The sequence below is a fragment of the Streptomyces sp. NPDC058985 genome (assembly GCF_042740985.1).
Lineage (GTDB): Bacteria > Actinomycetota > Actinomycetes > Streptomycetales > Streptomycetaceae > Streptomyces.
The window spans coordinates 42,309-57,708 of the sequence record NZ_JBHYJX010000005.1 but is presented as its reverse complement, the minus strand read 5'-3'; the positions used below and the strand labels follow the sequence as shown (position 1 = coordinate 57,708).

Sequence of the window (15,400 nt, the reverse complement as noted above, 5' to 3'; positions counted from 1 at the left end):
AGGGCTCGCCGCGTGCGCCCTTCGCGACGGGCGCGGTCGCGCCGTTGCCCTCATGATCTCGTATCAGGGACGAATCGGAGTGAGCGCCGGGAGGAAGCGGTCATGGGAAGCACCGTGCACTGGCTCTTCGGGGACCAGCTCGGGCCGCACTTCCTCGCGCCGGGCGCACACGGCCCCGGCCGGGACACACCGCTGCTCATGGTGGAGGCCCGGTCGGTGTTCCGGCGGCGCCGCTTCCACCGGGCCAAGGCGCACCTGGTGCTCTCCGCCATGCGGCACCGGGCCGCCGAACTGGGCGACCGGGTGACCTATGTGCGGGCCGACACCTACCGGGAGGGTCTGGACCGGGCCGCCCGCGGCCGGCCGGTCACCGTCCACCACCCGACCTCGTACGCCGCCCTCCGGCTCGTGCGCTCCTTGTCCCGGGTCACCGTCGGCCCTGCGCGGGGGTTCATGGTCCCGGCGGAAGACTTCGCGGCGTGGGCGGACGGACACGGCGGCAAGCGGCTGCGGCAGGAGGACTTCTACCGCTGGGTGCGCCGGCGGCACGAGCTGCTGATGGACGCCGACAGCCCCGCGGGCGGTCGCTGGAACTTCGACCACGACAACCGGCGGCCGCCCCCGCGCGAGGCCGACACCCTGCCGGTTCCCGCGCCCTACCGGCCGCGCGAGGACGAGATCGACCAGGAGGTCCGCCACGACCTCGACCGGTGGGAGAAGGACGGCGGGGTCTCCTTCGTCGGACGCGACGGGCCGCGGCTGTTCCCTGCCACCCGCACCGAGGCGCGGGCCGCGCTCAAACGCTTCCTGGCACGTCGGCTGGGCAGCTTCGGGCCGTACGAGGACGCCATGCTCGCCGCCGACCCCGTGATGAGCCACAGCCTGCTGTCGTCCTCGCTCAACCTCGGCCTGCTCGACCCCGTGGAGTGCGTGGAGCGCGCGGAGGCCGAGTGGCGCGCCGGGCGGGCGCCGCTGGGCAGCGTGGAGGGATTCGTCCGGCAGATCGCCGGATGGCGCGAGTACGTGTGGCAGCTGTACTGGTACTTCGGTGAGGAGTACCGGCGGTCCAACGAGCTGCGCCACACCGCCCCGCTCCCCGACTGGTGGAGCGAGCTGGACGCGGACGCGGTGCGGGCGCGCTGCCTGCACACGGTGCTGGCCCAGGTAAGGGACACGGGGTGGACCCACCACATTCCCCGGCTGATGGTCCTCGGCAGCCACGCCCTCCAGCGCGGCTGGGACCCCGCCGCGGTGACGGACTGGTTCCACCGCTGCTTCGTGGACGGCTACGACTGGGTCATGGTGCCCAACGTCGTCGGCATGTCCCAGTACGCCGACGGCGGCCGGATGACGACCAAGCCCTACACGTCCGGCGGCGCCTACGTGCACCGGATGAGCGACCTGTGCGGACCGTGCCGCTACCGGCCGGGCGACCGGACCGGCGAGCACGCCTGCCCCTACACCGCGGGCTACTGGACCTTCCTCGACCGGCACCGGGAACGGCTCGGCCACAACCACCGCACCGCCCGTCCGGTGCGACAGCTGGAGCGGCTCACCGACCTGGCCGACGTGCGCCGCCAGGAACGGGCCCGCGGCGACGCGCCTCCTTGAGCGACGTCGTTGAGCGACGGGCGGGGATCCGGCGCATCCGTTCGGGTCCGCCCGGCGGAAGCATGGGTGTGCAAATGACCGGGAGTGAGAAGGGGTTGTGCATGCTGGGACCGCCGTCCACGGTGACCGAGCCGGTCAGACCGGCCGACGGCCCGCTCACGGCCCGTGCCGCCGTCCAGGCGGCCGAGGCGGAACTCGACGCCGTCCTCGACGCCAGGCTGCGGCAGGCACGCGACGTCGATCCCGTGTACGCCCGCGATGTCGCCGAGCGCGTCGCCGCCTTCGTACGGCGCGGCGGCAAGCGGCTGCGCACGGCGTTCGCGTGGTGCGGGTGGCGGGCTGCCGGCGGAGCCGGGGACGTCACGGCGGTCCTGCGCACGGGCGCCGCCCTGGAACTCCTCCAGGCGTGCGCGCTCGTCCACGACGACGTGATGGACGGATCACCGCTGCGCCGCGGCGCGCCCGCCGTCCACGTCGACCTCGCCCACGCGCACCTCGGCGCGGGGATGAGCGGTTCCGCCGACGCCTTCGGCGCGTCCGCCGCCGTACTCGTCGGCGATCTGGCCCTGGCGTGGGCGGACGACCTGCTGACCGAGACGGCGCTCCGCTCGCCGTACGGTGAACGGCTGCACCAGGAGTGGCAGGACATGCGCGGCGAGATGGTCGCCGGCCAGTACCGGGACCTGCACGCGCAGGCCACCGGGGCGTCGGGCGTCGACGAGGCGTTGAGCGTCGCCACCCTCAAGAGCGCCCTGTACACAGTCGAACGCCCGCTGGCGCTGGGCGCGGTGCTGGGCGGTGCCGACGGGCCCGCCCTGGACGCGCTGCGGGCCGCCGGACGGTGTGCCGGGCTCGCCTTCCAGCTCCGCGACGACCTGCTCGGCGCCTTCGGCGACCCGGCGGTGACGGGCAAGCCGGCCGACGACGACCTGCGCACGCGCAAGCTGACGTGTCTGCTGGCGGTCGGCCTCAGGAGAGCCGAGGCCGCCGGCGACGCGGACGCCGCCGCCGCGCTCGCCCCGGGGGCGGGGGCCGGCCCGGACGAGGTGCGCCGGATGCGCGACGCGCTGGAACGCACCGGGGCACGGGCGGTCGTCGAGGCGACCATCGCGGAGCTGGCCGCGAAGAGTCTGCGGCACTTCGCCCGGACCGGCGCCGAGCCCGCCGTGAGCCTGGAGTTCACCGCCCTGGTGGAGCGGGCGTCCGGTGTCGTCGCGGGGCGCACCACCGGGGAGGCCGCGTGAGGACGGTGACGGGTCCGACGGATCACGTGGTCGTGGTGGGCGCCGGCCTCTCCGGGCTGGCCTGCGCGCTGCACCTGCTGGGCGCGGGCCGCCGGGTGACGGTCGTCGAGCGGGACGACGGGCCGGGCGGCCGGGCGGGCCGGGTGAGCCTGGGCGGCTACGAGATCGACACCGGGCCCACGGTGCTGACCATGCCGCATCTGGCCGACGAGGCGTTCGCCGCCGTGGGCGACCGCCTCGACCGCCATGTCGAGCTGACACCCCTGCATCCGGCGTACCGGGCGAGTTTCGCCGACGGGACCGCCCTCGACGTCCACACCGACGGCGACGCGATGGAGGCGGAGGTGAGGCGGTTCGCGGGTCCCGCCGAGGCGGCGGGCTACCGCGGACTGCGGAACTGGCTGGAGCGGCTGTACCGGGCCCAGATGCGGCGCTTCATCGACACGAACTTCGACTCGCCCTTCCAGCTGCTCCACCCCGACCTGGCCCGGCTGGCGGCGCTGGGCGGCTTCGGGCGGCTGGACCGGCGGATCGGCCGCTTCATCGCCGACCCGCGGCTGCGCCGTGTCTTCTCCTTCCAGGCGCTGTACGCGGGTGTGGCCCCGGCCCGGGCCCTCGCGGCGTACGCGGTGATCGCCTACATGGACACCGTGGCCGGCGTCTGGTTCCCCAAGGGCGGCATGCACGCGCTGCCCCGCGGGATGGCCGACGCGGCGGGCGAGGCGGGGGCCGGGTTCCGCTGGTCGTCCGAGGTGACGTCGCTGGAGCGGTCGGCGGGCCGGGTGCGGGCCGTGCGGCTGGCCTCCGGGGAGCGGATTCCGTGCGACGCCGTGGTGCTGACCTGCGAACTGCCCGCCGCGCACCGGCTGCTGGGGCGCGCGCCGAGGCGTCCGGTGCGGCTGCGGCACTCCCCCTCGGCGGTCGTCCTGCACGCCGGAACCGACCGGACGTGGCCCGGTCTCGCCCACCACACGCTGTCCTTCGGCGGCGCCTGGGAAGCCACCTTCGACGAACTGACCCGCACGGGGCGGCTGATGAGCGACCCGTCCCTGCTGATCACCCGGCCGACGACGCACGACCCCGGCCTCGCACCACCGGGCCGGCACCTCCACTACGTCCTCGCACCGTGTCCGAACACCGACGTGGGGCCCTCCGCCGCCGCCTGGCGGGACCTCGGGCCCCGCTACCGCGACGACCTGGTCGGCGAGCTGGAGCGGCGGGGACTGGACGGGTTCGCGGCCGGTGTCCAGGAGGAGTTGCTGGTCACCCCGCTGGACTGGACGGCGCAGGGGCACGCGGCGGGCAGCCCCTTCTCGGTCTCCCACACCTTCGCCCAGACCGGCCCGTTCCGCCCCCGCAACCTGGTGCGCGGCGTGGACAACGTCGTTCTGGCGGGCTGCGGCACCACCCCGGGCGTCGGCGTGCCGACCGTGCTGATCAGCGGCAGGCTCGCCGCCGCACGGGTCACCGGCGGGGCCCGTGCCGCCGCCCGTACCGTGCACCCCCGTCCGGCGCCACGAGCCGAGCGTGCCGATGTCGCCCCGACCGCGGAAGGCTCCCATGGCCCGTCGTGAACTGGATGCCGCACACATCACCGATCCCGGCCTGCGCGCCGACTACACCCTGTGCAGACGGCTCAACGCCCGGCACGGCAAGACCTATTTCCTGGCCACCCGGCTCCTCCCGCTGGAGCGCCGTGCCCGCGTGCACGCGCTGTACGGCTTCGCCCGCTGGGCCGACGACATCGTCGACGACCTGGACCGGCACCGCACACCGGCGGAACGCGACCGGCTGCTGCGGGTCCTGGAGAGCGACCTGGCGCACGGGCTGCGGACCGGTGAGGGGACCGAGCCCGTGGTCCGGGCGGTCGCCGACACCGCCGCACGGCACGGCATCGAGCACTCGCTGTTCGCCGACTTCCTCGTGTCGATGCGCGGCGATCTGCACGTGACGGACTACCCGACCTATGCCGACCTGCGCGCCTACATGCACGGCTCGGCCGCGGTGATCGGCCTCCAGATGCTGCCGGTGCTGGGCACGGTCGTCCCCCGTGAGGAGGCCGCCCCGCACGCCGCCGACCTCGGGGTCGCCTTCCAGCTCACCAACTTCCTGCGGGACGTCGGCGAGGACCTGGACCGGGGCCGCGTGTACCTGCCGGCCGACCTGCTCGCCGCGCACGGTGTGGACCGGCCGCTGCTGGAGTGGAGCCGCCGCACGGGACGCCGGGATCCGCGGATCCGCGCCGCGCTCGTCGCCGCCGAGGCCATGACGCGGGAGGTGTACCGGGCTGCGGAGCCGGGCATCGCCATGCTCGATCCACGGGTGCGTCCCTGCATCCGCACCGCGTTCACGCTCTACGGCGGGATTCTCGACGCGATCGCGGAGCAGGACTACACCGTGGTGCACCGCCGTGCCGTGGTCTCGCGCGGGCGTCGCGCGGCCACGGCCGCCGCCGGAGTGGTGGGCGTCGTACGCGCGCGCCGACGTGCCCGCGGCACGCACCCGGCGCCGCGGACGGGCGATGCGGCGCCCCGGACGAAAGGACCCGTGCAGTGAGCGACCGAGCGGACCGGGCGGGCTGGACCCCGCCGCTGCGGCGGCGCGGCCGGTCGGACTGGGCGGCCCAGACCCCGACCTGGCGGGAGGCGCGCCCGGCACTGATCGACGACGCCCTCAAACGGGCCTCGGCGCGTCCCTCGGGCAACTGGTTCGTCGTCGGTGCCTCCCGGGACGTGCGCACCGGTGGCCGCCCTTGTGGGCGAACCGTGGGCGGCACCGAGGTGGTGCTGTGGCGGTCGGAGACCGGTGAGCTGCGCGCGGGCCCGGGGGCGTGCCCGCATCTGGGCGCGCCCTTGCGGGAGAGCCGGGTGGTGTGCGGGACGCTGGTGTGCCACTGGCACGGTCTGGCCCTGGACGGCGGGCCGTTCGCCGGGTGGGAGCCGTTCCCGGTCCACGACGACGGCGTCCTGGTGTGGGTCCGGCTGGACGCGGTCGGCGGCGAGGAGCCGTCGGAGCGTCCCGTGGTCCCGGAGCGGCCCGCGCCGGGCGGCGGTGTGGACGCCGTCTTCACGGCCGTCGGGCGGTGCGAGCCCGAGGACGTGGTCGCCAACCGGCTCGATCCGTGGCACGGCTCGTGGTTCCACCCGTACTCGTTCGTGGATCTGACGGTGGCCCGGCCGCCGCTGGGCGACGCGGACGACGCCTTCGTGGTGGACGTGTCGTTCCGGGTGACGGGCCGTCTGGTGGTGCCGGTCCGGGCGGAGTTCACCGCGCCGGAGCCGCGTACGGTCGTCATGCGGATCACGGAGGGTGAGGGGTCCACGTCCGTCGTGGAGACCCATGCCACGCCGCTGACCGCCGAGGGGGCCGCGCGTCCGCGGACCGCCGTCGTCGAAGCGGTGGTCGCCGCCTCCGACCGGCGGGGCTTCGCGCTGGCGCGGGCCGCCGCGCCGGTGCTGCGGCCGTTGATGCGCCGGACGGCCGGGCGGCTGTGGCGCGACGACCTCGCCTACGCGGAGCGGCGGTGGGCGCTGCGCAGCACGGGCCGGTTCCCGGGCTGAGCACGGCGGTTCCCGGCCCGGCCGAGTGCCCGCAGTACGGGTGACCGGCCGGTCCGGGGCACTGTCCACAGCACCTGGCCCCGCACTCCCCAGCCGGCGAGGAGGGCTCCGGCCGCCAGGAAGCCGGTGGTGGCCGCGCGTTCCATCAGGGCGACGGGCAGGTCGCAGCGGATGGCGTCGCCGGCCAGCGTCACGTTCGGGTGGGGGGTCACGACGGTGGGCCGCCGGGAGTAGGAGCCGACCGGGAAGAGGGGGCAGTCCGCGCGCCATTCGTGCCGGGCGTCGACGATCCGGGCCCGCCGTGTCTCGGGGTAGACCCGGTGGAGGCTGTCGAGGAGGCGGTTCTGCACGGTCTCGGGGTGGGCGTGGGCGGGGACCGCGTAGGCGTGCAGTTCCACCACCGAGCCTCCGGTCCGGGCGGCCCAGCGGGCGGCCTCGCCCTCGTAGCGCTCCAGCACGCTGATGTTGTCCAGTCCGTCGTAGCCGCTGGTGCCGAGGAACCCGGCGCGGTCGGCGTGGACCGGCCGGTCCAGCCAGAGCCGGGAGACGAGGAAGGGCGGCGCGGTGCCGAGCGAGGCGATGTCCTCGCGCCACGCCGGTGTGCCGAGCCCGGGTGACGCGGCGGTCAGTCCGCGCAGGGCTCCGGGGTCGAGGGCGAGCACGGCGGCGTCGTACCGGTCCAAGGCGTCGTCGGTGCGCACCTCCACTCCTCCGTCGTCGTCCGGGTGGACGCCGCGCACGGGGGTGCCGCTGCGGAGGTCGGTCCCGAGGCGCTGGAGGTAGTCGCCGAGCGGGTCCCACAGGGCCTGGGGGAACGGCTCGTCCGGCACGTCGAAGAGCAGGCCCTCGGCCGAGCCGAGGAAGTAGATGTGGAACATCAGCAGCAGTTCCGCGGCGGACAGTTCCCGCGGGTCCGCGAAGAAGCTGCGGGAGAACACCTCGAAGGCCAGATGGTGCGCGGCCTCGGGGAAGCGGACGCGTTCGAGGAACTCCGTGGCGCTCATGGAGTCGAACCGGTCGTAGACCTCGGGCACCCGGACGTCGAGGAGCGGCAGGGCGGCCCCGGCGTCCATGGCGGCGAGGTCGCGCCAGCCGAAGGTGGGGCTCAGGGCGACGAAGCCGAGCGCGCTGAGCGGCGGGGTGCGCGGGACCCGGGCGAAGCTGTCGGTCAGCCCTCCGCTGTGCCGCAGCGGGTAGTCCGGCAGGGGGCGCAGCCGGTCGAGTCCGGGGTCGGTCCGCCGCAGCAGGCCGCGCAGGTTGTAGTACTGGCGGAAGAAGGCGTGGAAGCCGCGGCTCATGGTGGCCCGGGACCCGTCGGCCAGGCGGGTGGGCCGGCCGGCCAGCCGTCCGCCGAGTGTGTCCTCGCGTTCGTACAGGGTCACGCGGGCGCCGCGTTCGGCGAGCAGGGTGGCCGCGGCCAGTCCGGCGATTCCCCCGCCGACCACGGCGACCGCCGGAGCGTCCCCGGGGTCGAGGCGGTCCCGGCCCGGCGTGGGCATCGTGATCTCGGCCTTGCGGTCGCGTCCGCGCCTGGCCGCCGGCCGGCCGGCGCTCAACGGGCCACCTCCACCGGTGGGGCGGCGGCACCGTTGCGGGCCAGAAAGGTGTGCACGATGCCGGTCTGCCACCCGGCGACGGGGGCCGCGCGTACGCCGGTGAACCCGGCGTCGGTGAGGCGCGCCGTGAAGGCGGGAACGGTGTCGAAGTGGACGACGCTGTGCCACAGGTGCCGGTACAGGGCGCGGTCGCCGCTCAGGGTGCCCGCGGGAATGATGAGGCCTCGGCAGACGGCGTTCCACAGGGCGTGGTGGGCGGCCGAGCCACTGAGGCTGTACTCGTGCACGGCGAGCCGGCCGCCCGGCCGCAACAGGGTGCGGACGGCGGCGAGGACGCCGTCCGGGTCGGTGACGTTGCGGAACAGGTAGGCGGCGAAGACCGCGTCGTACGGTCCCTCGTCGGTCGTGACGACTTCCTCGGCGGTCAGGTGCCGGAAACGGACGCGGGCCGGCCAGGGTTTGGCGAGGGCGCGCCGCAGCATCCCCGCCGAGGCGTCGACGGCGGTGATCCGGGCGCGGGGTGCGGCCCGCAGCAGGGCCCGGGTGGAGGTGCCGGTGCCGCAGCCGAGGTCCAGGACGTGCAGGCCGGCGCCGGCTCGGGGCAGCCGCAGCCGCCGCGCGGAGCGCAGGAGGTCGGTGCGGTAGCCGGGGTTGAGGGAGGTGAGCCGGTCGTAGGTGTGCGAGGCGTGGTCGAAGGCGCGTGCCAGGTCGTGGTCGCGCAGGAGTGTCATCGGTGGTCGTCTCCGGTTCGTGGGGGGCGGTGCGGGCGCCGGGGCAGGAAGGGGAGTTCGAGGGCGGTGCGGAGCATCGGGCCCACGGGGGTACGCAGGCCGATGCCCCATTCCTCCCACGGGCTGGTGTCGCCGTCGAGGAAGCGCAGCAGCCGGTGCGGCGGGATCCGCCGGAAGAGGCCGGTGAAGAAGTCGGGGCCGTCGATCCGGCCGGTGTCCAGGGCCCGCAGCAGCACCGCGTCCATGGCGAGGGCCCGCCGCCCGTGCGGAGGCGGCACCAGGGCGCGGCCCTGGTGCAGGGCCGCGGCGATCGCGCGGCTCTGCCGTTGGACGGCGGCGAAGGTGTATCCGGTCGCGGGCCGGGTGGCGCCGCCCGCGGTGCCGATCCGGAAGACGGCGGGGCCCACCCGGCGGGCGAAGCGCGCGTCGGTCATCGGGATGACCCCCTGCTCCGCCGACTCCACGGTGAACGCCCCGAGCTTCAGGACGTCGTGGGTGTAGTGCGCCAGCGCGGCCTCGTACGCCTCGGTGGTCAGCGGGGTGCGGGAGAACTCGGTGTACTCGACGAGCGCGCGGTCCGGTGCCAGGGGCAGTACGTAGCCGAAGGCGAGGCCGTGCGGCGGTTGCGGGACGCGGAAGTCCATGAGGTCGGCCACGCCGGGGTCGAACCGGTGTGCGCCGGTGCGCACGAACCAGCCCCGGAAGTGCTGCGCCAGCCGGGTCCGGGCCGGGGGCAGGGCGGGCCTGGGGCGGGAGTCGAACACATGGCGTGCCCGGAGCAGCCGGGTGCCGCCGTCGGGGGTGGTGCAGCGTACCTCCGCCGTGCCGTCGGCGGCGTTGCGCACCGTGTCAGCCGTGGCGCGCAGGACGCGTACGCCGGGGGAGCGCGCCAGCCGCGCGTGCACCAGCCGTTCGAAGTCCGTGGACCGGAGCATGCGGTAGCGCAGGGGTGCCGGGTCGACGGTGACGGCTCGGCCGTCGCTGCCGTGGACGCGCAGGTGGCACCAGGAGGCGCCGACCGCCGCGCCGAAGTCGTCGGCACCGTGGGGGGCATGAGGGTCATCGGTGTCCTGATCCCAGTAGCACCAGGTCCGTTCGGGGGGTCGCAGTGGGCCGTCCGGGGCCTCCACGAGGGTGACGGTCGGGGAGGCGGAGGCCGTCAGCCGGAGCGCGAGGCTGAGTCCGGCCGCACCGCCGCCGACGATGACGACGTCCGACGTCACGTCGGGCGCGGGGGCGGGGGCGGGGGCGGGCCGGTTCACCTGGTGCGCCGTTCGACGACGGGTGTTCCGTCCTGGTCGGTGCGGACCAGTTCGGCGTCCGCCTCGAGCGCGGGGGCGGGGGCGGGGGCGGGCCGGTTCACCTGGTGTGCCGTTCGACGACGGGTGTTCCGTCCTGGTCGGTGCGGACCAGTTCGGCGTCCGCCTCCAGCGCGTCGGCGACGGCCGCCACGACCCGGTGCGGGTCGCCTCCGGCCGGCATCGGCGGGGCGGTGCCCGCGACGGGCCGGTCGGCGAAGCCCGTGTCGAGGTGTCCCGGCCGGACCTCCAGGACCCGGATGCCGCCGGTCCGTGCCTCGCGGCGGGCCGCGTCGAGCCAGGCGCTCAGCGCCGCCTTGGAGGCGCTGTAGTCGGCCATGCCCGCCTGGGGGCGCCGCGCGACGACGCCGGTGAAGGCGGCGATCGCCGAGCCGGGACCCAGGACGGTGAAGGCGGCGCGGAAGAAGGCGGTGGGCGCGAGGACGTTGACGGCCGTCAGGTGCTCCGCGATCTCGTCGCCGACCTCCGCCGCCGGACCGAAGGCCACCGACCCGAAGGCGGTGACGACGGCGTCCAGCCCGCCCAGTTCCGTCGCCGCGCCGTCGACCGCGCGGGTGCAGGAGGCGGGGTCGTAGGCGTCGAACGTGACGGTCGGGGCGCCCGGATGGGCCCGTGCGGCCGACGCGAGCCGCGCGGGGTCGCGTCCCGCCAGGGCCGGCCGCGCTCCCCGGGCCCCGAGTTCGGCGGTGAGGGCACCGCCGAGGACGCCGGTGGCACCGGCCACCAGCACACGCGCGCCTTCGAGGTTCACTGTCCACTCCCGATCGCAGGGGTCAGGGCGGCGGTCTCGCCCGTCGTCGGTGTCCTCCGGGTATTCCGTGTCCCGGCCCGTGACGGATGCGGCGGATGCCGTCCGGTGGGCGGTCAGTCGCCGGCCCGGTCGGCGAGCAGTTCCCGGGCGGCCCGGGTGCCCGAGGCGAGGGCGCCCTGCACACTGCCGGTCGCGCGGTGGTCGCCGCAGACGTAGCGGCCCACGGAGACACGGGTCGTGCGGCTCGTCGGCCAGGGCGGCGTCATCGCGGGCAGTGCTCCCCGGACGGTGTACGTGGCGACGGGTGTCCAGTCGCCGGTGTCGGTGCCGTACAGCTCGGCCAGGCGGCGCAGGACGGTCCCGTCCGCTCCGGGTCGGTCGGGGCCGAGCACGGAGGTGGAGACCAGCGAGGTGCCCGGGGGCGCGTAGGAGGGCGCGACCTCGGTCAGGACGCAGCTGTTCAGCACCGCGCCGGTGCCGTCCACGACCAGCGTGGGTTCGGCCAGGGGGGTGCGGGGCGCGGCGTGGTAGTAGGTGGTGACGGTGCGGGTCTCCGGGACCCGAGGGCCCGGCAGCAGTCGTGCGGCCGTAGCGGCGTCCGTCGCCACCACCACGGACGGGGTCCGCAGTTCCCGGCCGTCCGCCAGGAGTACTCCGGAGGCGGTGACCGCCTCGACGGGCGTCTCCAGCCGGAGGACTCCTTCGGGCAGGCCGTCGGCCAGCTGTGCGGGGACGCCGCCGACACCACCGGCGGGCAGACAGAGGGTCCCCCTGACCATGCTGCGCCAGACCAGGTGGAAGAAGCGCGCGGAGGTCTCCAGCCGGTCCTCCAGGAACACCCCGGACAGGAAGGGCCGCAGGATGCCGGTGACCACCGCGTCGGAGACTCCGGCGCGGGACAGTGCGTCGGCGGTGGACCGGTCGGGACCCCGTTTGAGCAGACCGGCGGGGAGCAGGGTGTCCCGGGCGGTGAGCGCGGCCAGGGCGGCCAGGTCACGGGCGTCCAGCACCCTCCCGGGCAGCAGCGTTCCCGCCGCCCGGGGACGCCGGGTCGGATCGGCGAGGCGGACGGCACCCGCCGGGGTGTGCGCGACGATGCCCGGGGTGAACGGCCGAAGGCGCAGGGCGCGCAGGTCGAGGCGCCGCTTGACCTGGGGGTACGAGGTGTTGAACACCTGGAAGCCGCGGTCCAGCAGAAACCCGTCCCGCCGGTCCGTGCGCATCCGTCCGCCGACCCCGTCGGACGCCTCCAGCAGCGCCACCCGCCGTCCGGCCCGGCACAGGTCCAGCGCGCAGGCCAGACCGGCGAGCCCCGCTCCGACGACGACCGTGTCCGGGGTGCCGTGGTGGTGAGTCGTCATGCGCGCCCCTCCTTCGACAGCGGCCTCCGCCCGCCGGGAGACCGGATCCACCCGAGCACGTTCCGCCCGGTGAGGCCAGGCGGCACCGCCGTCGGGTACCCGAGAGGACGAGCGACGTCACCTGTGTACGACCGACTCCACCACCGCGACGGCCTCCGACAGGCCCGGCGGGTGCGGCAGCCCCGGTGAGGTCTGCCCGGCCCAGCCGGGGCCGAGCGTCAGCACCACGGGCTTCCTGCGGGCGCCGCGCACGCCCCACTCGATCGCCGAGACGTGCTGGGCGAGCGGCCGGCTTGCCGTGGTGCGGGACTGCGCCCACAGCCCCACCGCGGCCGGGCCGGTCCTGCGGACGGCGGCCACGAGCGACTCGACGGGCAGGGCGCCGCCGAACATGCGGACCGGCAGGCCCCGTTCGGCCAGCGCGGCGGCCAGGACCTCCAGGGGCAGCGTGTGGTTCTCCGCGGGCACGCAGGCGAGCACCGTGGTGGCGCCGGGCCGGTCGGCGACCACGGGCGGCGCGTGGCGGCGCAGGGCGCCGGAGACGTGCCAGGACAGGAAGTGCTCGACCTCGACGTACCGCTCGCCCGCGGTCTCCCACTTGCGTCCGACGGCCTGGAGCGTCGGCATGATCACCTCCGTCCAGGCGGCGACCAGGCCGTGCTCCTCGATGGCGTCCTCCAGCAGTGTGTCGAGGGCTGCGGCGTCGAGTCGCAGGGCCGAGCGGGCGATGCCCTTGCACTCCTGACGTACGTCACCGAGCCGCATGCCGGTGCCGGCGCGGCTGCGTTGCGGGGGCGGCGGCCGGGGAACGGTCCGGCGCGGGGGCGTGTCGGGGGCGGTCTCGCCGAGGGCCAGGCGGGCGGCCTCGGCGGGTGGCAGCCCGGTCGCCGTCAGCGCGCACATCCGTTCCAGCCGGGCGAGGTCGTCGGCGGTCCAGCGGCGGTGCCGGCCGCCGGTGTGCGCGGCGGGACCGAGCCCGTAGCGGCGGTCCCACGACCGGACGGTGGTCGGCGCCACCCCGAGGCGCCGTGCCACCTCGCCGGTGGTCAGCCCGCCACCACGCCGGGCATCCGCCTCGGCATCGGTCTCATCGTCCCCGTGCAGACGCATATTCCCACCTTACGACGCACAAACGATGCATGTTGTGTGCGTCGTTCGGTCTCACAAGACTGTTTCCCAAGGGCTGCTGCCCACGCATCCCGCACCGTCCGGAACCCGCGCGCGGAGGGCTCTCCGCCTCGGACAGCGCAGACGGCAGGAGGAACAGATCATGAGCACGAAAGCGCGACACTCCGACGTCCCCGCCGGTCCGCCGGCGAGCCCGCCGGACGAGGAGGAGCTGGCCCGTGGTCTGTGCGCGTCCGACGAGATCGCCTTCGCGGCCGTCTACCGGCGCTGGGGCTCACTCGTCCACACCCTGGCCAGCCGCTCGCTCGGAGATCCCCACGAGGCCGAGGACGTGACGCAGCAGGTGTTCATCGGCGCCTGGCGCGGACGGGCGGGCTACCGTCCCGAGCGGGGGCCGCTCGGCAGCTGGCTGGTCGGCATCACGCGCCGCAAGATCGTCGACGCCCTGGCGGCCAGGACGCGCCGCCTCGCCCTGGTGGAATCGGTGGCGTACGACGCCGACGGGCACCGCCACGAAGCGGGCGTGGACGAGGTCCTGGACCGGGTGCTGCTGGTCGACGCGTTGTCGCGGCTGCCCCGCGGCCAGCGTGAGGTCCTGTGCATGGCCTTCTACGAGGACCTCACCCAGGTCCAGATCGCCGAGCGCACCGGCACGCCGCTGGGCACGGTCAAGAGCCACACCCGCCGCGGTCTGCACCGGCTGCGCGAGGGGATCGAACAGGGCCGCGCCGACGAGCGGGCGGCGGCCCGCGAGGAGAAAGCGCACCGCACGGCGCATCCGTCGTGACGCCCGTGCCGGAACCACATACGAGCCACCAACGAGACCGCCCCGACGGGCGCCACTCGAAGAAGGGATGATCCTCATGGCTTCCCGAATCCCGCTCATCCTCGGCGCGTCGGCCGGAGCCTGCGCCCTGGCCCTCACCGCCGCCGCACCCGCCGTGTCCGCGCCCGCGGGCGGCGGTGACGACTCGGCCATGGTGTCCGTCTTCCACGGCGTTCCCGGACTCACCGTCGACGTCTACGCCAACGGTGACGAGCTGCTGAGCGACTTCAAGCCCGGCACGGTGACGGACCCGCAGTCCTTGAAGGCAGGTACCTACGACATCCAGGTCTTCGAGGCCGGCCAGGGTCCCGACGGCACTCCGGCCATCGAGAAGCAGGTCGAGGTACCCGCCGGAGGGAACGCCACCCTCGCCGCGCACCTGTCCGCCGACGGCACACCCCAGCTGACGGCCTTCACCAACGACGTCTCCGCGGTCGGCGACGGCCAGTCGCGGCTGACGGTACGCCACGTCGCCGCCGCGCCCGCCGTGGACGTCCGCGCGGACGGTCAGCCCGTGTTCAAGGGGCTGGAGAACCCGAAGCAGGACACCGCCGTGGTCGACGCCGGCACGGTCTCCGCCGATGTGGTGCTCGCCGGCACCGACACCGTGGCGATCGGCCCGGCCGACCTGAACCTCGCGAACGGCACGAGCAACGTCGCCTACGCCTGGGGCAGCGCGGCCGACAAGAACCTGGCACTGGCGACCCAGACGCTCGACACCACGCAGGCCTCACCGGGCGCCGGCTACTCGGGCGCCAACGCCGCCGGCCTCAGCCCGAACTCCTCGGAGCAGTGGCTGGCCTGGGCGGCCGTGACGGGCATGGTCACCCTGACCGGCGTCCTGGTGATCCGCCGGGCCGCGGAGCACCGTGGGTGAACCGGCCCCGGCACACCGGCAGGAGGGCAGCGGTGCCACACGTCGACCCCGCGCAGCTGGTGGAACTGGCACTCGGAAACGACGTCACGCACGACGACGCCGACGCCCTCCGGCACCTCGCCGCCTGCGGGCGCTGCCGGGAGGAACTGCACCTCATGACCCGCGTCGTCATGGCGGCCCGCGGAGTCGAGGAGCCGGACCTCCCGAGCGCCCCTCCGGCGCACGTGTGGCAGCGCATCGCCCAGGGCCTGTCCGAGTCGGACGAACCCGCCGCACCGGCACCGGAGCACCGGGCAGGCCCCCCGCCCGTGGACACGGCCGCGCGAGAACGCACGCGCGGCCGCTCCCCCGCTCCCGGCGCCGCCGCGCTGGCCCTGGGGCTCCTCGCGGGGGTCGCGGTCGTCCGATGGCGGCGGCGCGGCCGCTGAGCGCCCGA

General features: G+C 75.3%; 14 protein-coding genes. 8 read left to right on the top strand and 6 right to left on the bottom strand.

The features are described from left to right. Positions 1-102 precede the first annotated feature (102 nt). From ACFW01_RS05905 to ACFW01_RS05885, 5 genes are all read left to right on the top strand, one after another. Positions 103-1,611, top strand: coding sequence for a cryptochrome/photolyase family protein (locus tag ACFW01_RS05905; RefSeq protein WP_384502482.1), 1,509 nt, complete (start codon positions 103-105; stop codon positions 1,609-1,611). Positions 1,612-1,712: 101 nt separating this feature from the next. Further along, positions 1,713-2,855 carry a polyprenyl synthetase family protein gene (locus ACFW01_RS05900; protein ID WP_384502481.1) on the top strand — a complete coding sequence of 381 codons (1,143 nt, stop codon included), beginning with the start codon at positions 1,713-1,715 and terminating at the stop codon, positions 2,853-2,855. Further along, positions 2,852-4,429, top strand: coding sequence for a phytoene desaturase family protein (crtI, locus tag ACFW01_RS05895; RefSeq protein ID WP_234958801.1), 1,578 nt, complete (start codon positions 2,852-2,854; stop codon positions 4,427-4,429). Before ACFW01_RS05900 ends, crtI begins: the two co-directional genes overlap by 4 nt. Further along, positions 4,416-5,411 (top strand): phytoene/squalene synthase family protein, encoded by a 996-nt coding sequence (locus ACFW01_RS05890; protein WP_384502480.1) that lies wholly within the window; start codon positions 4,416-4,418, stop codon positions 5,409-5,411. The genes crtI and ACFW01_RS05890 overlap by 14 nt, the downstream gene beginning before the upstream one ends. Then, positions 5,408-6,415, top strand: a complete 1,008-nt coding sequence (locus ACFW01_RS05885) for a DUF5914 domain-containing protein (RefSeq protein ID WP_234958790.1) — start codon at positions 5,408-5,410, stop codon at positions 6,413-6,415. The genes ACFW01_RS05890 and ACFW01_RS05885 overlap by 4 nt, the downstream gene beginning before the upstream one ends. Here the strand turns inward: ACFW01_RS05885 and ACFW01_RS05880 are convergent. The 6 genes from ACFW01_RS05880 to ACFW01_RS05855 form a co-directional block, all read right to left on the bottom strand. Beyond that, positions 6,364-7,914: an FAD-dependent oxidoreductase gene (locus ACFW01_RS05880; protein WP_384502573.1), complete on the bottom strand. Its 1,551-nt coding sequence runs from the start codon at positions 7,912-7,914 to the stop codon at positions 6,364-6,366. The genes ACFW01_RS05885 and ACFW01_RS05880 overlap by 52 nt on opposite strands. Before the next feature lie 53 nt (positions 7,915-7,967). Continuing rightward, positions 7,968-8,702, bottom strand: a complete 735-nt coding sequence (locus ACFW01_RS05875; protein ID WP_234958788.1) for a methyltransferase domain-containing protein — start codon at positions 8,700-8,702, stop codon at positions 7,968-7,970. Then, positions 8,699-9,964 (bottom strand): lycopene cyclase family protein, encoded by a 1,266-nt coding sequence (locus tag ACFW01_RS05870; protein WP_384502479.1) that lies wholly within the window; start codon positions 9,962-9,964, stop codon positions 8,699-8,701. Before ACFW01_RS05870 ends, ACFW01_RS05875 begins: the two co-directional genes overlap by 4 nt. Positions 9,965-10,061: 97 nt before the next feature. Then, positions 10,062-10,772: an SDR family NAD(P)-dependent oxidoreductase gene (locus ACFW01_RS05865; protein ID WP_384502478.1), complete on the bottom strand. Its 711-nt coding sequence runs from the start codon at positions 10,770-10,772 to the stop codon at positions 10,062-10,064. Positions 10,773-10,885: 113 nt separating this feature from the next. Continuing rightward, positions 10,886-12,133, bottom strand: coding sequence for an NAD(P)/FAD-dependent oxidoreductase (locus ACFW01_RS05860; RefSeq protein WP_384502477.1), 1,248 nt, complete (start codon positions 12,131-12,133; stop codon positions 10,886-10,888). A gap of 117 nt (positions 12,134-12,250) precedes the next feature. Then, positions 12,251-13,243 (bottom strand): MerR family transcriptional regulator, encoded by a 993-nt coding sequence (locus ACFW01_RS05855; protein WP_234958775.1) that lies wholly within the window; start codon positions 13,241-13,243, stop codon positions 12,251-12,253. A 160-nt stretch (positions 13,244-13,403) separates the two neighbouring features. Between ACFW01_RS05855 and ACFW01_RS05850 the strand changes: the two genes are divergently transcribed. The 3 genes from ACFW01_RS05850 (at position 13,404) to ACFW01_RS05840 (ending at position 15,392) form a co-directional block, all read left to right on the top strand. Beyond that, positions 13,404-14,048 carry a sigma-70 family RNA polymerase sigma factor gene (locus tag ACFW01_RS05850; RefSeq protein ID WP_234958768.1) on the top strand — a complete coding sequence of 215 codons (645 nt, stop codon included), beginning with the start codon at positions 13,404-13,406 and terminating at the stop codon, positions 14,046-14,048. A gap of 76 nt (positions 14,049-14,124) precedes the next feature. Further along, positions 14,125-14,964 (top strand): DUF4397 domain-containing protein, encoded by an 840-nt coding sequence (locus tag ACFW01_RS05845; RefSeq protein WP_384502476.1) that lies wholly within the window; start codon positions 14,125-14,127, stop codon positions 14,962-14,964. A 32-nt stretch (positions 14,965-14,996) separates the two neighbouring features. Then, complete coding sequence (locus ACFW01_RS05840) at positions 14,997-15,392, top strand: hypothetical protein (RefSeq protein WP_234958764.1); 396 nt, start codon at positions 14,997-14,999, stop codon at positions 15,390-15,392. Positions 15,393-15,400: the final 8 nt, after the last annotated feature.

Coding starts and splice junctions, on each gene's coding strand:
- ACFW01_RS05890 (WP_384502480.1), top strand. CDS start 4,416: ATGGCCCGTCGTGAACTGGATGCCGCACACATCACCGATCCCGGCCTG.
- ACFW01_RS05845 (WP_384502476.1), top strand. CDS start 14,125: ATGGCTTCCCGAATCCCGCTCATCCTCGGCGCGTCGGCCGGAGCCTGC.
- ACFW01_RS05905 (WP_384502482.1), top strand. CDS start 103: ATGGGAAGCACCGTGCACTGGCTCTTCGGGGACCAGCTCGGGCCGCAC.
- ACFW01_RS05855 (WP_234958775.1), bottom strand. CDS start 13,243: ATGCGTCTGCACGGGGACGATGAGACCGATGCCGAGGCGGATGCCCGG.
- ACFW01_RS05860 (WP_384502477.1), bottom strand. CDS start 12,133: ATGACGACTCACCACCACGGCACCCCGGACACGGTCGTCGTCGGAGCG.
- ACFW01_RS05880 (WP_384502573.1), bottom strand. CDS start 7,914: ATGCCCACGCCGGGCCGGGACCGCCTCGACCCCGGGGACGCTCCGGCG.
- ACFW01_RS05850 (WP_234958768.1), top strand. CDS start 13,404: ATGAGCACGAAAGCGCGACACTCCGACGTCCCCGCCGGTCCGCCGGCG.
- ACFW01_RS05900 (WP_384502481.1), top strand. CDS start 1,713: ATGCTGGGACCGCCGTCCACGGTGACCGAGCCGGTCAGACCGGCCGAC.
- ACFW01_RS05875 (WP_234958788.1), bottom strand. CDS start 8,702: ATGACACTCCTGCGCGACCACGACCTGGCACGCGCCTTCGACCACGCC.